The following is an 18,873-nucleotide window of genomic DNA, read 5'->3' as shown; positions in this document are numbered from 1 at the left end:
GCCTATCCCAGGGCGTGGATGCCGTGCGTCGCGTGGGCGAGGGCGCCTCCTGGGTGTTCGTCATCGACCACTCAGGGCAAGGCCACGAGGTCTCTGCGGAGGGCACCGACCTGGTCAGCGGGCGCACCTGCGGTCCGGAGCATCCGCTCCATCTCCCGCCCGGTGGGGTCGCCGTGATCAGGGAGACCACGACATACAGATGGGCCGGTCCATGAGCGCTCTGGCGCGGCAACGGCAACGCGAGATCCTCGACCAGGTGCGCCGCGACGGAGGGGTACGGGTCACCGAGCTGGTGGACGTGCTCGGCGTCTCCGACATGACCATCCGCCGCGACATCGCCCAGCTGGCCGACCGCGGTCTGCTGATCCGAGTGCACGGCGGTGCCACGTTGGCCGATGCTCCGCATTCCAGTCACGAGCCCTCCTTCCACACCAAGCTGGGCGAGCAGCAGGCGGAGAAGCTGGCGATCGCACGGGCAGCCGCGGACCTCGTGCCCGTCGGGTCCTCGGTGGCCCTCTCCGCCGGGACCACCACCTTGGCGCTTGCGCAGGAGCTGCGTGAGGTGGACGGACTCACCGTGGTCACCAACTCCATCCCGGTGGCCGAGGCGCTGCACGACCCGGAACGGCACGACCGGATCGTCATTCTCACCGGTGGCTCGCGCACTCCGTCGGACGCACTGGTCGGTCCGGTGGCCAACACCGCTCTGCGCGATCTGCACGTCGATCAGTTCTTCCTCGGCGTGCACGGGTTCAGCGAGCGCACGGGGTGCACCAGCCCCAACATGGCTGAGGCCGCCACCAACCGTGCCCTCATCGGCGCCGCCGCTGCCACCGTGGTCGTCGCCGATCACACCAAGCTTCGGCTGATCGGCCTGGCCACGATCGCCCCGCTGGACGATGTCGACATCCTGGTCAGTGACGCCGGACTGCCCGAGGACGACCATGCCATGATCCGGTCGCAGGGGGGTCAGCTCGTGATCGCGCCCCTGGGCCCGGACCGCACCGCTGGTCTGCAGGGCGACCCCGCATGACGCCGACGTCGACCACGCTCCTGGCCGGAGGAGGAAGATGAGCACCGCAGCGCCGGACTGGGTGGACGCCGGTGATTCGCGAGACCATCGTGCCGACGCGCAGCAGGCCTTCACCGCCGCCTTCGACACCGAGCCCGAGGGTATCTGGTCCGCACCCGGCCGGGTCAACCTCATCGGTGAGCACCTGGACTACAACGGCGGACCGGTGTTGCCACTGGCCATCGACCACCGCACCCTGGTGGCGGCCTCCCCCCGCTCGGACGGCCGGATCCGGATGGCCTCCCGCCAGGACGCGGCGACCTGGGAGGGCTCACTCGCCGAACTGCGCCCGGGTCGGCCCACCGGATGGTGCGGGTATGCCGCCGGCGTGCTGTGGGCGGCGCGCGAGGCCGGTCGCCCGCTGTCCGGTCTGAACCTGTTGGTGGACGGCCGCGTCCCGGTCGGCGGTGGACTCTCGTCCTCGGCGGCATTGACCTGCGCCGTGGCCCTCGCCGCGGCACAGCTGTCCGGGTCTGGTGTGAGCGGCGACGACGCCCGCCGGGAGCTGGCCGCCATCTGCGTCCGGGCCGAGAACGACTTCGCCGGAGCCCCCACCGGTGGCATGGACCAGGCCGTGGTGCTGCGAGCCCTTGCGGGTCACGCCCTGCTGCTGGACTGCACCACCTTCGACGCCGAGCAGGTGCCCGTGCCCCATGTCGGCGAGCTCCTCGTCGTAGACACGCGAGGCCACCACGAGCTGACCGACGGTCAGTACGGCGGCCGGCGCGCGGCCTGCGAGCGCGCCGCACAGGAGCTGGACGTGCCCAGGCTGGCCGGTCTCGACGTGACGCAGCTGCCGGGGCTGCTGCCGCGGCTGTCGGACGACGAGCTGCGTGGCGTCGTCCGGCACGTGGTGACCGAGGTGCAGCGGGTCGGTGCGGTGGTCAGCCACCTGCGGGAAGGACGGCTACTGGAGGCCGGGCCGACTCTGCTGGAGTCACACGCCTCGATGCGCGACGACTTCGTCATCTCCACCCCGGAGCTCGACCTTGTCGTCGAAGCCGCCGTGGCGGCCGGCGCGCCGGGCGCGCGGATGACCGGTGGCGGGTTCGGCGGGTCGGCCGTCGTGCTGTGCCGGCCGGGCGACCGGCCCGCGGTGGCCGCAGCGATCACCGGTGCCTTCGCGGCCGCCGGATTCGCCACGCCGGGGATGCTGCCCGTGCAGGCCAGCGGCGCTGCAGCCCGCATGGCCTGAGTGCCCCGCCCGCACGAGGCCACCCGGCGCCGCGACCTACTGGGCGTTCCGTCAAACCTGCACAATCGCGATCCGAGCCACAAACCCGCAGGGCGTCTCAAATTGTGCAGGTTTGACGAAACGTGCGCAGAGGAATGTGTGGGGTGCAGGTGCAGCTGGTGCGGGAAGAGCAGGGTGCGAAGGGGTAGGGATTAGGGCTGCACGGCGTCGAAGGCCTGACGCAGCAGCTGCTCGCTCGGACCCTCCAACCGACCAGGCCGGGCGAGGCCGTCGAGCACCACGAAGCGCAGGGTCGCGCCCCGCGCCTTCTTGTCCCGGCCCATCGCCGCCCGCAGGTCCTCCCAGGTGCCCCCGCCGTATGTCGTGGGCAGGCCCACGGATCCCAGCATCTCCCGGGTGAGGGCGACCAGGTCGGTTGGCGTGCGTCCGGCACGCTGCCCCAGCTCCGCGGCGTAGACGAGTCCCACGGCGACGGCGTCACCGTGCCGCCAGGTGTAGTGCTCCACCTGCTCGATGGCGTGGGCGAACGTGTGGCCGTAGTTGAGGATCTCGCGCAGCGATGCCTCGCGCAGGTCGGCGGCGACCACGTCGGCCTTGACCTGCACGGCACGGGCGATCAGCTCCAGGGCCACCGGGGCGTCGGCGCGGGTCGCGGCGGCGGTGTCGGCGCGGAGCAGATCCAGGATGACGGGGTCGGCGATCAGCCCGGCCTTGATCACCTCGGCCAGGCCGGCGACATACTCTCCCCGCGGCATCGTGACCAGCCAGGCAGGGTCGCACAGCACGGCACGCGGCGGGTGGAAGGCTCCGACCAGGTTCTTGCCCTCCGCGGTGTTGAGACCGGTCTTGCCGCCGACCGCGGCGTCCACGACTCCGAGCAGCGACGTCGGCAGCTGCACGACGTCGACTCCGCGCAGCCAGGTCGCCGCCGCGAAGCCGGCCAGGTCGGTGACCGCCCCTCCCCCGACCCCGACCACCAGGTCGTCCCGGGTGAAGCCGGCGATCCCCATCTGCTGCCACAGGGCCGCGAGCACGCCCACCTCCTTGGCCGCCTCGGCGTCCGGGACCGGGGCGCTCCACGCTTGCGCCCCGCTCTCGCGCACCACGGCTTCGACCGCGGTGACCAGCTGCTCGCGCCCGGGCTGGTGCACGATCAGCACGCGGCGCTCCGGCCGGAGCTCGTCACGCAGCCGGCCCAGCGCGCCGGGCCCCACATGGACGGGGTAGGGCGCAGGGCCGTGGACCCGGACGGTCCACAGCTCACTCACCGGCGGACTCCGGTGCTTCCAGCAGCGCCAGCACGGCGTCGGCGACCTCCTGCGGTGAGCGACCGGCGGTGTCCACCCGCCAGGTGGCCACCTCCTCGTAGAGCGGTCGCCGCGCGGTCATCAGCCGCTGCCAGGAGGCGCGGGGGTTGACCACCAGCAGCGGGCGGGAGGCATCGAAGCCGACCCTGCCCGCCGCGTCGGCGATGCCGACGTCGAGGAAGACCACGTCGTATGCGGTCAGCGCGGCGCGCACGTCGGCGTCGAGCACGGCGCCGCCGCCGAGGGAGACGACGGCCCCCGCTTCCTGCTGCAGCGCCCGCAGCACCTCCGAGCGTTCCAGCGCCCGGAAGGCCGCCTCGCCGTCCTGCACGAAGATGTCACTGGTGCTGCGTCCGGCCGCGACCTCCACGGCCTGGTCGGTGTCGTGGAACGGCACCTCCAGAGCCGTCGCCACGTGGGTGCCGATGGTGGTCTTGCCCGATCCCGGGGGACCCACCACCACCAGGACGGGGACCTCAGCCATGGGCGGCGCTCCGCATACTGTCTGGGATGGCGCCGAGGTAGCCCTGCACGTTGCGGGCGACCTCCGCGACGCTGTCACCGCCGAACTTCTCCAGCACCGCGTCAGCAAGGACCAGCGCGACCATCGCCTCGGCGACGACGCCCGAGGCCGGCACGGCGCACACGTCGGAGCGCTGGTGGATCGCGGTGGCCTGCTCGCCGGTGGCGGTGTCGATCGTGCGTAGCGCCCGGGGCACGGTGGAGATCGGCTTCATCGCGGCCCGGACGCGCAGCACGCCGCCGGTGCTCATCCCACCCTCGGTGCCGCCGGAGCGCAATGTGGTGCGCCGGACCGCCCCGGTGTCGTCCCGCTCGATCTCGTCGTGGGCCAGGCTGCCGCGCCGGGCCGCGGTGCGGAAGCCCTCGCCGACCTCGACCCCCTTGATCGCCTGGATGCCCATCAGCGCTCCAGCGAGCCGGGAGTCCAGCCGCCGGTCCCAGTGCACGTGTGAGCCCAGGCCGGGGGGCAGTCCCCAGGCCAGCACCTCGACGACACCCCCGAGGGTGTCACCGTCCTTCTTGGCCGCGTCGACCTCGGCCACCATCGCCGCGGACAGCGCCGGGTCCAGGCAGCGCAGCGGGTCGGCGTCCAAGCGCTCGACGTCGTCGGGGCCGGGCAGGTCCTCCAGCGCCGGGGCGTCGTCCTGCACCGCCGGAACCCCCGCGGTGCCGATGGCCACGGTGTGGCTGACCAGCCGGACCCCGCAGGTCTGCTCCAGCATGGCCGCGGCCACGGCACCCAGGGCGACCCGAGCCGCGGTCTCCCGGGCAGAGGCGCGCTCCAGCACCGGCCGGGCCTCGGTGAAGGCGTACTTCTGCATGCCCACCAGGTCGGCGTGACCGGGTCGGGGACGGGTCAGCGCCTTGTTGCGGGCCAGCTCCTGGGGGGCGCCGACGTCGTCGGACCGAGCCAGGTCGACCTCGGGGACCGGCTCCGGGCTCATCACCGACTCCCACTTGGCCCACTCGGAGTTGGCGATCTGCAGCGCGACCGGGGATCCCAGGCTCAAGCCGTGCCGCAGCCCACCCAGGAACTCGAGCCGGTCAGCCTCGAACGACATCCGAGCTCCCCGGCCGTAACCCAGGCGCCGCCGGGCCAGCGCTCCGGCGACCCGGTCACGCTCGACCCGGACGCCGGCCGGCAGCCCCTCCAGCACCGCCGTGAGAGCTGGTCCGTGCGACTCGCCCGCGGTCAGCCAACGCAACATGGGCGCATCCTCTCAGAACGATGCAGCCGCTCGGCACGGCGCATCCGCTCAAAACATCGCGCTGAGGCTGTCCGGGGCCAGCAGCACGCCGATCAGGGCGCCGATCATCATCGGCGGCCCGTAGGCCAGGTCGCCCCGCAGCCCGATCCTCCGGGTGGCCAGCAGGACAAGGGCGATCAGACCGCCCACGAGGAACCCCGCATACATGCCCAGGACCACGCTCTGCCAGCCGAACCACCCGAGCGCAGCGCCCAGGACCACGGCGAGCTTGACGTCGCCGAGACCCAGCGCCAGCGAGCCCCGGGCCAGCGACAGCAGCGCCAGCGCCAGGTAGCCGACCCCGCACGCGAAACCCGCCAGCAGGAACCGCCCCAGCACCTGCCACTCGCCGCTGGCCAACGCAGCCAGGGCCAGCCCGGCACCGAGGAGGCCCAGCGTCGGCCACATGACCCGGTCGGGCAGCCGGTGCACGTCCAGGTCCATCGCGGCCAGGCACACGCAGGCCACGGCCACCGCCAGCAGCGTCACCCAGGCCAGGAACTGGGCCGGCCCGTGCGACCCCGGACTCACGCCCGGATCCAGCACCGGTCCCGCGCCGGTGGCGGGCGCAGCAGCCAGCAGCCGCCAGGTCAGCGCCGCCCAGACCACGCCCAGCGCCGGGGCAACCCACCACCGGGTGCCGGGCAGCGCCATGGCCTCCTCGTCGGGCTTGCGGTAGGTGCCCTGGCGCAGCCAGCGCCCGACCGGCACCCCCACGGCCACACCGAGCAGCCCGACCACGACCGCCACCACCTGCCATGTCACGGGACGGGCTCCGCGGACAGACCTTTTAGGCCGGCTCTCATCGCGGTCACCGGTGCGACGCACCCCGTCATCAGCTCCACCTGGGCGGCCGCCTGGTGCACCAGCATCTCGAGTCCGCCGATCACTCGGGTGCCCGACGCTGCCACCTCGCGGGCAAAGGGCGTGGGCCAGGGCCGATAGACCACGTCGAGCGTTGCGGCGCACCCCTGCGCACCCCGCCAGGCGGGCGGCACCGGACCGGCCGAGTCCGGATCGAGCGCGGGCACGGTGCTGATGGCCAGGTCGGCCGAGCCCGGTCGCAGGGGGTCGTCGAGCCGCACGACCCGCACCCTCAGCCCGAGTGGCCTGGCCAGCTCCAGGGTGGCCGGACGGGCCTGGTCGCGCACGACCAGCTGGACGTCGCTCACCCCCAGGCCCCGCAGGGCCACGAGAGCCGAGCGGGCCGTGGCCCCCGATCCGAAGACCAACCCGCGCGACGCCTGCCCGGGCAGGACCCCGGCCTCGGTGAAGGCACGCCGAATGCCCTGGACGTCGGTGTTGTCGCCCGCCCAGCCGGCATCCGTGCGGACCAGAGTGTTGGCGGCCCCGGTCAGCCCGGCCACGTCGGACACGGCGTCGGCCGCGGCCAGGGCCTCCTCCTTGCCGGGCATCGTCACGGACAGGCCCACCCAGTCCGGCGGTCGGGCGGCCAGGTATGCCGTGAGCTCTCCGCTGCGCACCTCCTCCCGGTGGTACTGCCACCCGGTCAGCCCGAGCGCGGCATACGCAGCGCGGTGCAGGGTGGGGGACAGCGAGTGGGCGATCGGGGACCCGATCACCCCGGCGTGCACCGGGGCTTTGGTCTCAGCACCCGTCGGGGTTGTCCCGGCACCACTGCTGGAACTCGGCGACATTCTGCTCATGCTCCTCGAAGGTCGTGGCGAACTTGGTCTCCCCGGTGCTCGGATTCACCGTGACGAAGTAGGTCCAGGGACCGTCGGCGGGGTCCATGGCCGCCTCGATCGCCGCCACCCCGGGGCTGTTGATCGGCCCCGGTGGCAGGCCGGTGTTGAGATAGGTGTTGTACGGGCTCTCGGTGGCCCGCTGCTCGTCGGTCGTGCCGGCCCGTCCGCGCTCCTTGAACATGAAGTGGATGGTGGAGTCGAAGCCCAGCGGCATCTCCTCCTCGAGCCGGTTCTCGATGACCCGGGCCACCTTGGGCAGGTCGTCGGAGAAGGCCGCCTCGGCCTGGATCAGACTGGCATCGATCAGCGTCCGCTCCAGCTCCTCGCCCTCGAGCCCGAGCTCGGCGTAGCGCTGCTTGCCCAGATCCACCATCTTCTGCAGGTGCTGCTGGGGGGTGCTATCCGGACCGAAGGAGTAGGTGTCGGGGAACAGGTAGCCCTCCACATCACCCCCGGCCGCCTCAGGCAGCCCGAGCGTGGCAGGGTCCACGGACTCGTAGTCGGCGGCGGCGTTGTCGGTGCCCTCGGCGAGCAGCGCAAAGACCTCCTCCTTCCACAGCCCCTCCCGGATGGTGACCCCCGTGACCACCCGGGAGTCCGGCTCGAGGAGCCGCTCCAAAGCACTGGCGGCACTCATCTGCTCAGCCATCCGGTAGGTCCCGGGCTGGATCGTCGCCGAGCGGTCGTCGGCGATCGCGAGGCTGGTGAAAGCCTCTGCTGAGGCGACGACATCGGCCTCGGCCAGCACCCGACCGATCTCTGCGCCACCAGCTCCATCGGGGATCTCGACGCTCACCTCACCACTGCCGGAACCCTCGTAGTCCTCGGGTGCATCGGAGCCGAAGCTGAACGAGGGCACCAGGCCGGCGAGCACCTGCACCGCGAGGTAACCGCCGACCACGACCACGACCAGCGCACCGAGCAGCGCACCCCACCGCACGTGCGGGGGGCGTCGCCGACCCGGGGACGGCCGGTGATGCACCTGCTCCGGCTCGCCCGGCAGCAGACCGCCGCCCGGTCCATGACCGTCGTCGTACGGGTCGTCGTGCAGGTGATCGTCGTAGGCGTCGTCGTAGTGGGCGCCGTCATAGCGCTCGTCGTCGGAGATCCTGCTCATGCCTTCCGTCCTTCGTCCGATGGGCCGGACCTGCGGGTCCGGGGCTTGCGTTCCCCCAGGGCCCTGCCGGGCGGACGCCCGGTGAGACGTTCGGCGTCCAGCGCCGACTGCAGGATCAGCACGGCAGCCGCCTGGTCGACCCTCGCCCGCTGCGCCCGCCCCGGGACACCGGAGTCACGCAGTGTGCGATGGGCGTCGACCGTGCTCAGCCGTTCATCCCACAACCGCACCGGCATGCCTCCCAGCCGTCGGTGCAGTTCACGAGCGTAGTCGCGGGCTCGTTGTGCGGCCACCCCTTCGACCCCCGCGAGGGTGCGCGGCAGGCCCACGATGATCTCCAGCACCTGCCGCTCCGCTGCCACTGCGGCCAGCCGGTCCAGGTCGGCTGTGCGGCCAGCCTCTCGTCGCACGGTCTCCACCGGGACCGCCAGCAGACCCGCTGGATCGCTGGCCGCCAGGCCGACCCGGACCTCGCCCACATCGACCCCCAGCCGCACACCCGGCCGCACGGGGCCCTGGTGCGCCGACCGCTGCTCGTCCATCGTCGGGTCCGGTGCCGGGTGTCCGTTCCTCATCGGGCTCATGCGCCTCGGGTTGCGCGCTCGCCCACCGCATGCTCGACCCGTTGCAAGGCGACGGCGCTCTGCCCCGGGTCGGTGCCGCCGCCCTGAGCCAGGTCGGGCTTGCCACCGCCCCCGCCGCCGAGTGCCTGGGCGGCGACCTTGACCAGGTCGCCGGCGAAGATCCCCCACGACCGGGCCAGCTCGTTGGTGGCCACGACGACCGCCGGGCGGCCCTTCGCTGCGCCTGTCGCGGCGACCACGCTGGGCCGGTCCTGCCCCAGCCGCGCGCGCAGGTCGGTGACCAGCCGGCGTAGGTCGTCGCCGCCGACTCCCTCACCCGCCTCGTGGGCCAGGTAGGTCACGCCATAGACGTCGCGGGCCTGGTCCACCAGCGCGGCGGCGGCCCCCAGCACCTGCTGCTGGCGGGCGGCCGCGATCTCCCGCTCGGCGTCCTTCAGTCGCGTCAGAATGCCGTGCACCCGCTCGGGCAGCTCCTCCGGGCGCACCTTGAGGGCCTCCGTGAGCTGACCGACGACGGCGTGCTCGCGGGCCAGGAAGTCGTAGGCGTCGGTGCCGACCAGCGCCTCGACCCGGCGTACCCCGGCGCCGATCGAGCTCTCGCCGAGCAGCTTGACCAGCCCGAGCTGGCCGGAGCGCTGGGCGTGCGTGCCGCCGCACAGCTCGCTGGCCCAGTCGCCGACCGAGACCACCCGGACCTGGTCGCCGTACTTCTCCCCGAACAGCGCCATCGCCCCGGCGTCGCGCGCCTGCGATTGCGTCATCACCTCGGCCCGCACCGGCAGGTCGTCCATCAGCAGGGCGTTGACCCGCGCCTCCACATCCGTCACCACCGAGGGTGGCAGCGCGGACTGGGCGTTGAAGTCGAACCGGAACCGGCCCGGCGCGTTCTCCGACCCGGCCTGGGTCGCGGTGTCGCCCAGCGCCTCGCGGATCGCCTTGTGCACCATGTGGGTGGCGGTGTGGGCGCGGGAGATCGAGCGGCGACGGGCGATGTCGACCTCGCTGTGCGCCTGCTCGCCCGTGCTGACCTCGCCGGAGACGACCTGCGCCCAGTGCGCGATCAGCCCGGTGATGGGCGACTGCACGTCGTGCACGGTCAGCACGGCGCCACCGGCCAGCCGAATGGTGCCGCCGTCGGCGAGCTGACCACCGCCCTCGGCGTAGAAGGGGGTGCGGTCCAGGACGAGCTCGATCTGGTCGCCGGGGCCCGCGGTCCGCACGGCCGCGCCGTCAACCAGCACACCCACGACGCTGCCCTCGGAGACGACCTCGTCGTAGCCGGTGAACTGTACCGCCCGACCGAGGGTGTCGGCGATGCCGCGGTATGCCGTGGTGTCACCGTGCGAGGACTTCTTGGCGCGCGCGTCGGCCTTGGCCCGGCCGCGCTGCTCGCCCATCAGTCGCCGGAAGCCGGCCTCGTCGACCTCCAGGCCTTGCTCGGCAGCCATCTCCAGGGTCAGGTCGATCGGGAAGCCGTAGGTGTCGTGCAACGCGAACGCCTCGGCGCCGCCGAGCGTGGCAGAGCCGGTGCCCTTGGCCTGTCCGACCGCCGTGTCGAGCAGGGTCGTGCCGCTGGCGAGGGTGCGTGCGAAGGCCTGCTCCTCGGCATACGCCACCTGGCTGATCCGGGACCAGTCGGAGGCGAGCTCGGGGTAGGACGTGGCCATCACGTCCCTGCTGACCGGCAGCAGCGTGGGCAGCGATGACCCGGTGACCCCGAGCAGCCGCATCGAGCGCACGGCGCGCCGCAGCAGCCGACGCAGCACGTAGCCACGGCCCTCGTTGGCCGGCGTCACCCCGTCGCCGATCAGCATCAGTGCCGAGCGCACGTGGTCGGCGACGACGCGGAAGCGCACGTCGTCCTGCTCATCGGCCCCGTAGCGGCGCCCGGACAGCTCCTCGGCCGCCTCGATGACCGGATAGACCTCATCGATCTCGTAGAGGTTGTCGACTCCCTGCAGCAGGTAGGCCACCCGCTCCAGCCCCATGCCGGTGTCGATGTTCTTGCTGGGCAGCTCCCCGGCCACGTCGAAGTCGGTCTTGGAGCGGACCGCGGACAACTCCTCCTGCATGAAGACCAGGTTCCAGATCTCCAGGTAGCGGTCCTCGTCGACGACCGGCCCGCCCTCGGGTCCGTAGGCGGGCCCGCGGTCGATGTAGATCTCGCTGCACGGTCCGCCGGGGCCGGGGACGCCGGTGCTCCAGTAGTTGTCGGCCGGGCCGCGGCGCTGGATCCGCTCCGGTGGGAGTCCCGCCACCCGCTCCCAGATCTGCGCGGCCTCTTCGTCGCCGTCGAGCACCGTGACCCAGACCTTGTCGGGGTCGAAGCCGTAGCCCCCGTCGTCCTGCGACCCGGTGATCAGGTCCCAGGCCAGCTGGACCGCGCCCTCCTTGAAGTAGTCTCCGAAGGAGAAGTTGCCGTTCATCTGGAAGAACGTGCCGTGCCGGGTGGTCTTGCCGACCTCCTCGATGTCCAGGGTCCGCACGCACTTCTGCACGGAGGTTGCGCGCTTCCACGGCGGGGTCTGCTGGCCGGTCAGGTAGGGGATGAACGGCACCATCCCGGCCACGGTGAACAGCAGCGTCGGGTCGTCGCTGACCAGCGAGGCGCTGGGGACCACCGCGTGTCCCCTGCTCTCGAAGTGGCTCAGCCAGCGTCGCCGGATCTCCGCGGTCTGCATGACTCCTCATCGGGTGGGTTCGGTGGGGGCTCGTGCGACTCGATGGGGACGAGCGCACCGAGCACTCTATCGTCCGGGGCGCTGCTGGCCCCGGACGATCCGGCGCAGCTGCTCCCACCGGGGCCCGAGTCGCTCCTCCCAGCCGCGGTCGGTCGGGCGGTAGTAGTCGGCTCCTGCGAGGTCGTCGGGCAGGTACTGCTGGGCCCCGACGCCGTCACTCTCGTCGTGGCTGTATCGGTATCCCTCGCCGTGCCCCAGCCGGGCGGCACCGGCATACCCTGTGCCGCGCAGCTGGGCCGGGACGGGACCGCCGTGACCGGCGCGGATGTCGGCGATCGCCTCGTTGATGCCCGTGTATGCGGCGTTGGACTTCGGGGCGAGGGTGTTGTGCACCACGGCCTGCGCGAGCACGATCCGGGCCTCCGGCATACCGATCTGGGCGACTGCGTGCAGCGCCGCGACCGCGGTCTGCAGGGCGGTGGGGTCGGCCATGCCCACGTCCTCGCTGGCGCTGATCACGACCCGCCGCGCGATGAAGCGGGGGTCCTCCCCCGCTTCGAGCTGCCGGGCCAGGTAGTGCAGCGCAGCGTCGACGTCGCTGCCGCGCATCGACTTGATGAAGGCGCTGGCCACGTCGTAGTGCTGGTCGCCGGCGCGGTCGTAGCGCACCACGGCGTGGGCCACGGCCTGCTCGACGTATGCCGTCGTGATGGTGGGCGTGTCGGCCGAGCCAGGTGGCTGCTCGTCGAGGGCGACCCCGGTGGCCGCCTCGAGGGTGGTCAGCGCCCGCCGGGCGTCGCCGCCGGCCAGCCGCACGATCGCCGACCGGGCCTCCGGGGCCAGCGTGACCTCGCCGTCCAGGCCCCTGTCCTCGGCGATCGCCCGGTCGACCAGCTCGCCCAGGTCGTCGTCGGCGAGGGGGGCCAGGGTGACCAGCAGCGAACGGGACAGCAGCGGTGCGATGATGCTGAACGACGGGTTCTCCGTCGTGGCGGCAACCAGAATGACCAGCCGGTTCTCCACACCCGGCAGCAGCGCGTCCTGCTGGGCCTTGGTGAAGCGGTGGATCTCGTCGAGGAAGAGCACGGTGGCCCGGCCGTGCAGGTCGCGCTCCCGGGTGGCCCCCTCCATCACCGCTCGCACGTCCTTGACCCCCGCGGTGACCGCGGACAGCTCGACGAAGCGCCGGTCGGCGGCCTGCGCCGCGAGGTGGGCCAGGGTGGTCTTGCCGGTGCCCGGCGGTCCCCACAGGATGGCCGAGACCGGGCCGGCGGTGCCCGATCCGCCCTCGATCAGACGGCGCAGCGGACTGCCCGGGCGCAGCACGTCGCCCTGGCCGCGCACCTCCCCCAGGCTGCGCGGACGCATCCGCACCGCCAGCGGCGGGCGCAGGTCGGGAGACGAGCGGTCGGCTCCCGCGGCGAACAGGTCGGGCTCGTCGGTCACGTCTGGCAGGCTAGCCCGGTGCGCGACTCGGCCCCACTTCCCGAGCTGGCGGTCCGGTCGCACGCCCGGCTGCTGGAGGCCAGCGGCGATGACCCGTGGGTCCGGTATGCCGTCCCGCACCACCTCTCGGGTGCGGCGTGGGAGCTGGAGGGTGCCCTGCTGATCGAGCGACGGCACCGGTGGATGCCGCGACGACACGCCTGGTGAGTCTGGGCCGGCCCGACTCCGTCGAGAGCCTGCTGCGCCAAGCCGTGGTGGCTGGGGTGCCGCAGTGGCTCGGGGTGTGCTCGCTGTCGGTGCCCGACCACCTGTCCGAGGTCGCCGCGCGGGCAGTGGCTCTGGACAATGGCGCGCACTGGTCCTGGCTGTGGACGACGGCGCCACCTGCGCTGCACCCGCTCGAGGCCCAGGTGGTCGACCTCGATGACCGGCGCGACGCCGAGCAGATCGCTGCCCTGTCCGCTGAGCGCAGCCGCCCGCTGCGGGCACCGTCCACCCCTGGGTAGCCAGCGGATCCTGGGGCGGTCCACGGACGTGTCGCCGGCCGGACGTAGGCTGCGTGCCATGCGTCCCTGGGCGATCGCCGTCGCCGTCTCCGCCGTAGTGCTGGGGGTGCTCGACGCGCTGTGGATCACCCAGGTCGCCGGACCGCTCTACCGCGCCGAGCTCGGAGCGGTGGTCCGCGAGACGTTCCTGCTGGCCCCTGCCCTGGCGTTCTACGTCATCTACCTGCTGGGTCTCACCCACTTCGTCACCCTGCCCAGGCGTCACGCGGGCGTAGCGCTCGCCGCACGTGATGCCGCATTCTTCGGTGTCGTCGCCTACGGCACGTACGCCCTGACCGGCTGGGCGGTGCTCGAGCCGTTCAACGCCGCCGTCGCCCTGTCCGACCTGGCCTGGGGCGCGGTGGTGTCCACGGCAACCGTGCTGGCAGCGCGGGCGGCGCTGGTCCGGTGGGACGGCGGCAGTGCGAGTGAGCGCAGCTGACCGGCGCAGGGTGCGCACCGCCTACCTGACGATCGGCCGCGACACCACCGCCGAGGTCGAGGCCAGACGCTCGCGCTTCCGATGCACGCTGCGCCGCGTGGAGACGGAGGAACAGGCCCGCGAGGTGATCGCCGCAGTCCGCTCAGGTCACGCGGACGCCGGGCACCACTGCTCGGCGATGGTGCTGGGGCCCGATAGGTCGCCGGAGCGCTCCAGCGACGACGGCGAGCCGGCCGGCACGGCGGGCGCCCCGATGCTCGACGTGCTGCGCGGCGCCGAGGTCAGCGACGTGGTCGCCGTCGTGACTCGCTGGTTCGGCGGCACCCTGCTCGGCTCGGGCGGCCTGATCCGCGCCTACGGCGGCGCGGTCCGGGCGGCGCTGCACGACATACCTCGGGTGCGGCGGATCCTGGTCGAGGAGCACTGGCTCGCGGTCAGCCATGCCCACGCCGGCCGGATCGAGAACGACCTGCGAGGGCGCGGGGTTCACGTCATGCACACCGAGTATGCCGAGCAGGCGCGGATCCGCCTCGGTGCCCCCGCGGGTGAGCGCGACGAGCTGGCCGCGGTGACCGCCGAGGCCACCGCTGGGGCCGGTGAGCTGACCCCTGCAGGCACCCGCTGGCTGGACCGCCCGGTGACTGTGGCGCCGCCGTGATCCCTTCTCTGAGCGCCCACGGTCCTTACGCACCCCACTTCGCGCCCGCCACAGGTGAGTCTCGTCGAGCTCTCTTGCTGGGAGTGGCGAACGCATGTCAAATGCATGCACGGTGGCTCTGCATATCCGCGACGTTCCCGACGACATTCGACAAGTACTGGCCCGTGGGCGGTCGCTGCAGGCCTTCCTCTTGACGTTGGTCACCGACGAAGCACGTCGATCGACCAACCAGGCGCTCCTGGAGCGCTTCGACGCCCGACGCGATGGCACACGGCTGTCGACCGCCCAGGCCATCGAAGCGCTCGACCAGGCCCGCGCCGACCGCGAAGCACCCCTGCTGATGCGCATGTGGGAGCTGCGCAGCACCGTCTCTGGCTATGACGCCGCCTACCTCGCCGTCGCCGAGACCTTCGGCTGCGCACTCGTGACCGCTGACGCTCGCCTCGCCCGCATCCCGGCCCTCCGCTGCGAGGTCCGCCTCGCCCTTTCACTCTCCTGAGTTCACTTCGGGCGTAAGCGCTGCCGCCAGGGGATGATCCAGCGCGACACCGAGTCACCCAGGTGTACCACCGAATTCGCAGTGGTACACTTTTGGGGTGCCAACCACCCGACCACGCCATCAGATCACTGAGACTGCCGCCGTGGCGCATGCATTGGATATCGCCGCGCGGCGGTGGCCCGGTGACTCACGTCCCAAACTGCTGCTGCGCCTGCTGCACGCCGGGGGTGCCGTCTTGGAGCAGGGACTGAGCGAGGAGGTCCGCAGCCGAGTCGAGGCCATCGACGCCAGCAGCGGCAAGTACGCCGACGCCTTCAGCGGCGATTACCTCGCCGGGCTGCGTCAGGACTGGCCCCAGTGATCACCCTGGATGCCAGCGTGGTGATCGCGCACCTGAGCCCGCACGACCCGCACCACAAGGCCGCAGAAGAGTATCTGCGTGGGTCGGCAGCTGAGGACATGGTCATCCACTCGTTGAATCTCGCCGAAGTGCTCGTGGGCGGTGTGAAGGCCGGCCGCGGTCAAGAGATGCTTGCCGACCTCGAAGCGGTCGGTCTCCGCGTCGCTGATCGGCCCAACGATGCGCCACTGCGATTGGCGAACCTGCGGGCCAGTTCTGGACTGAAACTGCCCGACTGTTGCGCGCTGGACATCGCCCTGAGCACAGCCTCCACCCTGGCCACCTTCGATGACGACTTGGCCAAGGCTGCGCGCCAGCGCCACGTCACCGTCGCACCAGGCGGGGCACCCCAGCCGCCCAGCGGGTGTCACTGACGATCCGCAACCGGCTGGTAGGTCGAGTTGGGGTGTACGCGTACTAGGCACACAATGGGTACATGACTGTCGTCAAGGACTCCCGGATCGCCGTGCGCCTGTCCTCGGACCAGGACGCGCTCATCCGGCATGCCGCCGAGGTGGAGGGCACCAACATCACCGAGTTCACCGTCGCTGCGACGCTGAGCCACGCCGTCGACGTGCTGGCAGATCGACGCGTGTTCGCGATCGACGATGCCGCGTGGAGCGAGTTCCTCGCGGTGCTGAACCGCCCGGTCAGCCACAAGCCACGGCTGGAGAAGCTGTTCACCGAACCGTCTGTCTTCACCGAGGGGTGAGCAGGTACAGCCTGCCCCGCCCGATCGCCGAGGACGACGACACCAGCGGCTTCGACAGCGGCGAGCGCAGTCTCGACGAATACCTGCGCAAACGGGCCCTTGTTAACCACGTCCAGGGAGCCCCACGCTGCTTCGTCACCGGGCGCGACTCCCGGGTCGTCGGCTACTACGCCCTCGCCTCGGCCAGCATCCAGCAGCAGGACGTCGCCGGGAAGGTGCGGCGCAATATACCCGATCCAGTGCCGGTGATCCTGCTAGCCCGGCTCGCAGTGGACCGCAAGGAGCAGAGCTCCGGGCTGGGCAAGAACCTGCTACGCGACGCCATCCTGCGCTCGGTCGAGGCATCCGAGGTTATTGGCGTCCGAGCGCTGCTCGTGCATGCGCTCAACGACACCGCCCGCGCCTTCTACGCCCACTTCAACTTCGAACCGTCACCTACGGACCCGCTACACCTGCTACTGCTGATGAAGGACGCCCGCTCCGCAGTCGGGCGTTGACCCTCCCGCGCTTGGCGTCACCAGATGCGAGCAGGGCACCATCAGGCTGCAGCCCACGACGTCTCGCAAGCCGATTCCCAGCGGTAGCGCCGAGAGTGCGAGTGTGCTTACTCAGGCGGCACGGGAGCTCGCAGCTCGGGTCTGGTTGACTTCACTCGTGCGGGAGCGGGAGATGTTGGCGTATCCCGCGTTCGTGCGTCTGTGGCTAGCAGGCACGATCTCGTGGGTAGGCACGTTCACCTTCGGCCTGGCCCTGCAGCTGCTCCTGATTGAAACCCTCGACGCGGACCAGGCAGCGATCGGGTTCGTGCGATCGGCGCAGTGGATGCCGGCCCTGGCGATCGGGATGCTCGCCGGAGTGCTCATCGACCGAGTGCGCCGTCGGCCGGTCCTGATCGCCGCCGACACCGTCACCGCCCTTGCTACCGGAGCGATCGGGGCCCTCGCCCTGGCCGGACTGCTGACGGTCCCGGTGCTGGCCGGGCTGGTCGCCCTCGTCGGGGCGGCGTCGATGTTCTACCACGCCGCCACCAGTCCTATCTGCCCGCTTCTGGCCGGCGCGCTCGTCAAATTGCTGTCCGCCCCCGTCGCCATCCTGTTCAACGCCGTCAGCAAGGCCGCCTCCGCCGTGCTCCTGATCACGATCCGGGTCGAGGAGCCCACACCTGAGCGGCAGCCGGACCGGCACCTGGGGCGTGAGCTGCAAACCGGGGCATCCTGGGTGTACCGCCACCGCACTCTCGCCCCGAACGCGGTGTCGCTGCACCTGTGGTTCTTCTTCAACTCCGCGATCATGACCGTCTTCGTCTTCCACGCGACCGAGCAACTCGGTCTGGGCGCGCTCACGGTCGGCCTCGTGCTCTCGTGCGCGGGAGTGAGCGGGGTGATCGGCGCCGGACTGGCGCCACGAGCCGCCGAGCGGTTCGGCCTGGGCACCGTCTGCGTAGTCGCCGAGTGGTTGAACCCACTGGCGTTCCTGTTCCTCCTGCTCGCCCCACGCGGCGGCACCGCCGCCGCCTTGCTGATCGTAGGACAGCTGGTCTACGGGCTGGGCGCGGGACTCAAGGGCCGCTCGAGCTGAGCTACCGGAACGCTGTCACCCCCGATCGGCTGCGTGCCCGGATGAACGCGACGATCCGGCCCATCAACTGGGGCTCGATCGCCGTGTCGGCACCGCTGGCTGGGCTGGCGGCAGCGACGTTCGGCAACCGCCCGGTCATCGCCGTCGGCATCGCGGGGCTCGTGGCAGCGGCCCTTGTCCTCACCCTCTCACCGTTCCGGAAGGCCGTGATGCCCGCGGCCTACGCAGATCCAACGGTCGAATGACAATCCACCAGTCCGCTCCGTGCGTCGATCCGCGACCGGCGACGGCTCGCAGGTCCCTCGCTTCGCCAGCCGACTCGCCGCAAGCCGTCCGCGCTACCTAGCCGAATGCCTCGCCGAGATCCGGGCGCGGGTCGTGGGCCGCGGGGGCCACGGCTGCTGCGAGGTGTTCTGCGCCTGATGGCCCCTGCGTCGACCCGGCCACCGACCACGAGCCCAGTCGGGGTTGGGGTGTTGAACGCGGGATGCTGTGATGTGCCCATGACCCATTTTCCCGACGAGTATCCGCTCCTGGTAGCGAAAGACTTCGAATCGGCGTCTCTGTTCACACCGGCGAACCTGCTTCGGGAAGCGCGGCGCCAAAAGGACCTCGCCGACGTGTCGGTTCCCGCGGTCTGCGTTCTCGATCCCGACGGCGACATCGTCCGCTACCTAGCCGCCACCGGGCGCGGCCGCCTTCATGCGGGTTGGGCGTGCTACCACACCGACATGTGGATCGTTGATCTTGACGGCGTCGAGGTCGGGTTGGTCGGGATGGCCGTAGGTGCTCCTTTCGCGGTCCTCGTCGCCGAGCAGATGGCCGAGTCCGGGGCCAAGCTGGTCGTGAGCATCACCTCAGCCGGACAGGTCTCTCCCGTCGCTGGCACACCGTGCTTCGTCCTCATCACCCGCGCCCTGCGCGATGAGGGCACGAGCAGTCATTACGTCCCCCCAGCCCGCTGGTCGCACCTGGACGAGCAGTTACTGGCCCGCCTGGACGGCGCATTCGACCAGCTGGCCGAACCGGTCCTGCTCGGATCGTCCTGGACCACCGATGCCCCCTACCGAGAAACCGCCCGGGCGATCGACGTCGCTGCCGCTCAGGAAGTCGTATGCGTGGAGATGGAAGCCGCCGCGCTCTACGCCTACGCCACCGC

24 protein-coding genes are annotated in these 18,873 nt (G+C 71.6%); 15 read left to right on the top strand and 9 right to left on the bottom strand.

Annotation, left to right across the window (positions count from 1 at the left end; genetic code table 11):
* From ACR2FV_RS09545 to galK, 3 genes are all read left to right on the top strand, one after another.
* Positions 1-215, top strand: a 215-nt coding sequence (locus ACR2FV_RS09545; RefSeq protein ID WP_434015458.1) for a Beta-galactosidase C-terminal domain, incomplete at its 5' end; no start/stop codon positions are given.
* A complete protein-coding gene (locus ACR2FV_RS09540) occupies positions 212-1,033 on the top strand; it encodes a DeoR/GlpR family DNA-binding transcription regulator (RefSeq protein WP_434015457.1) in 822 nt (273 codons plus the stop codon). The genes ACR2FV_RS09545 and ACR2FV_RS09540, both read left to right, overlap by 4 nt.
* A gap of 37 nt (positions 1,034-1,070) precedes the next feature.
* Positions 1,071-2,267, top strand: coding sequence for a galactokinase (galK, locus tag ACR2FV_RS09535; protein WP_434015456.1), 1,197 nt, complete (start codon positions 1,071-1,073; stop codon positions 2,265-2,267).
* Positions 2,268-2,458: 191 nt separating this feature from the next.
* On the opposite strand, the gene aroB is transcribed toward galK, so the two are convergent.
* The 9 genes from aroB to ACR2FV_RS09490 all read right to left on the bottom strand — a co-directional run bounded on the left by aroB (position 2,459) and on the right by ACR2FV_RS09490 (position 12,802).
* Positions 2,459-3,535 carry a 3-dehydroquinate synthase gene (gene aroB, locus ACR2FV_RS09530; protein ID WP_434015455.1) on the bottom strand — a complete coding sequence of 359 codons (1,077 nt, stop codon included), beginning with the start codon at positions 3,533-3,535 and terminating at the stop codon, positions 2,459-2,461.
* On the bottom strand, positions 3,528-4,058 hold the full coding sequence (locus ACR2FV_RS09525) for a shikimate kinase (protein ID WP_434015454.1): 531 nt from the start codon (positions 4,056-4,058) through the stop codon (positions 3,528-3,530). Before ACR2FV_RS09525 ends, aroB begins: the two co-directional genes overlap by 8 nt.
* Positions 4,051-5,304 (bottom strand): chorismate synthase, encoded by a 1,254-nt coding sequence (gene aroC / locus ACR2FV_RS09520; protein WP_434015453.1) that lies wholly within the window; start codon positions 5,302-5,304, stop codon positions 4,051-4,053. Before aroC ends, ACR2FV_RS09525 begins: the two co-directional genes overlap by 8 nt.
* A gap of 48 nt (positions 5,305-5,352) precedes the next feature.
* Complete coding sequence (locus ACR2FV_RS09515) at positions 5,353-6,108, bottom strand: prepilin peptidase (protein WP_434015452.1); 756 nt, start codon at positions 6,106-6,108, stop codon at positions 5,353-5,355.
* Positions 6,105-7,001, bottom strand: a complete 897-nt coding sequence (locus ACR2FV_RS09510) for a shikimate dehydrogenase (RefSeq protein ID WP_434015451.1) — start codon at positions 6,999-7,001, stop codon at positions 6,105-6,107. The genes ACR2FV_RS09515 and ACR2FV_RS09510 overlap by 4 nt, the downstream gene beginning before the upstream one ends.
* Positions 6,952-8,169, bottom strand: coding sequence for an endolytic transglycosylase MltG (gene mltG / locus ACR2FV_RS09505; RefSeq protein WP_434015450.1), 1,218 nt, complete (start codon positions 8,167-8,169; stop codon positions 6,952-6,954). Before mltG ends, ACR2FV_RS09510 begins: the two co-directional genes overlap by 50 nt.
* Positions 8,166-8,711, bottom strand: a complete 546-nt coding sequence (gene ruvX / locus ACR2FV_RS09500; RefSeq protein WP_434015460.1) for a Holliday junction resolvase RuvX — start codon at positions 8,709-8,711, stop codon at positions 8,166-8,168. The genes mltG and ruvX overlap by 4 nt, the downstream gene beginning before the upstream one ends.
* A 38-nt stretch (positions 8,712-8,749) precedes the next feature.
* Entirely contained in the window at positions 8,750-11,434 is a 2,685-nt protein-coding gene (gene alaS / locus ACR2FV_RS09495) for an alanine--tRNA ligase (RefSeq protein WP_434015449.1), read from the bottom strand.
* Positions 11,435-11,500: 66 nt separating this feature from the next.
* The gene (locus ACR2FV_RS09490; protein WP_434015459.1) at positions 11,501-12,802 is read right to left on the bottom strand and encodes a replication-associated recombination protein A; all 1,302 of its coding nucleotides are present in this window, start codon (positions 12,800-12,802) and stop codon (positions 11,501-11,503) included.
* A gap of 96 nt (positions 12,803-12,898) precedes the next feature.
* Between ACR2FV_RS09490 and ACR2FV_RS09485 the strand changes: the two genes are divergently transcribed.
* The 12 genes from ACR2FV_RS09485 to ACR2FV_RS09430 form a co-directional block, all read left to right on the top strand.
* A complete protein-coding gene (locus ACR2FV_RS09485) occupies positions 12,899-13,087 on the top strand; it encodes a hypothetical protein (RefSeq protein WP_434015448.1) in 189 nt (62 codons plus the stop codon).
* On the top strand, positions 13,084-13,386 hold the full coding sequence (locus ACR2FV_RS09480) for a hypothetical protein (protein ID WP_434015447.1): 303 nt from the start codon (positions 13,084-13,086) through the stop codon (positions 13,384-13,386). The genes ACR2FV_RS09485 and ACR2FV_RS09480 overlap by 4 nt, the downstream gene beginning before the upstream one ends.
* A gap of 58 nt (positions 13,387-13,444) precedes the next feature.
* A complete protein-coding gene (locus tag ACR2FV_RS09475; RefSeq protein ID WP_434015446.1) occupies positions 13,445-13,867 on the top strand; it encodes a DUF2177 family protein in 423 nt (140 codons plus the stop codon).
* Entirely contained in the window at positions 13,854-14,525 is a 672-nt protein-coding gene (locus ACR2FV_RS09470; protein WP_434015445.1) for an IMPACT family protein, read from the top strand. The genes ACR2FV_RS09475 and ACR2FV_RS09470 overlap by 14 nt, the downstream gene beginning before the upstream one ends.
* A gap of 94 nt (positions 14,526-14,619) precedes the next feature.
* Positions 14,620-15,024, top strand: coding sequence for a type II toxin-antitoxin system VapC family toxin (locus tag ACR2FV_RS09465; protein ID WP_434015444.1), 405 nt, complete (start codon positions 14,620-14,622; stop codon positions 15,022-15,024).
* A gap of 142 nt (positions 15,025-15,166) precedes the next feature.
* Positions 15,167-15,385, top strand: coding sequence for a hypothetical protein (locus tag ACR2FV_RS09460; protein ID WP_434015443.1), 219 nt, complete (start codon positions 15,167-15,169; stop codon positions 15,383-15,385).
* Entirely contained in the window at positions 15,382-15,798 is a 417-nt protein-coding gene (locus tag ACR2FV_RS09455) for a type II toxin-antitoxin system VapC family toxin (protein ID WP_434015442.1), read from the top strand. The genes ACR2FV_RS09460 and ACR2FV_RS09455 overlap by 4 nt, the downstream gene beginning before the upstream one ends.
* A gap of 62 nt (positions 15,799-15,860) precedes the next feature.
* On the top strand, positions 15,861-16,136 hold the full coding sequence (locus ACR2FV_RS09450; RefSeq protein ID WP_434015441.1) for a DUF1778 domain-containing protein: 276 nt from the start codon (positions 15,861-15,863) through the stop codon (positions 16,134-16,136).
* On the top strand, positions 16,133-16,633 hold the full coding sequence (locus ACR2FV_RS09445) for a GNAT family N-acetyltransferase (RefSeq protein WP_434015440.1): 501 nt from the start codon (positions 16,133-16,135) through the stop codon (positions 16,631-16,633). The genes ACR2FV_RS09450 and ACR2FV_RS09445 overlap by 4 nt, the downstream gene beginning before the upstream one ends.
* A gap of 157 nt (positions 16,634-16,790) precedes the next feature.
* Positions 16,791-17,714, top strand: coding sequence for an MFS transporter (locus ACR2FV_RS09440; protein ID WP_434015439.1), 924 nt, complete (start codon positions 16,791-16,793; stop codon positions 17,712-17,714).
* Between the two features lie 41 nt (positions 17,715-17,755).
* The gene (locus tag ACR2FV_RS09435; RefSeq protein WP_434015438.1) at positions 17,756-17,959 is read left to right on the top strand and encodes a hypothetical protein; all 204 of its coding nucleotides are present in this window, start codon (positions 17,756-17,758) and stop codon (positions 17,957-17,959) included.
* Between the two features lie 258 nt (positions 17,960-18,217).
* Positions 18,218-18,873, top strand: a 656-nt coding sequence (locus ACR2FV_RS09430) for a nucleoside phosphorylase (RefSeq protein WP_434015437.1), incomplete at its 3' end; no start/stop codon positions are given.

The sequence above is a fragment of the Ornithinimicrobium sp. genome (assembly GCF_051004135.1).
In the GTDB taxonomy this organism is placed as follows: Bacteria; Actinomycetota; Actinomycetes; order Actinomycetales; family Dermatophilaceae; genus Ornithinicoccus.
The sequence above is the reverse complement of the archived record's forward strand: the minus strand, read 5'-3'. Positions and strand labels throughout refer to the sequence as shown.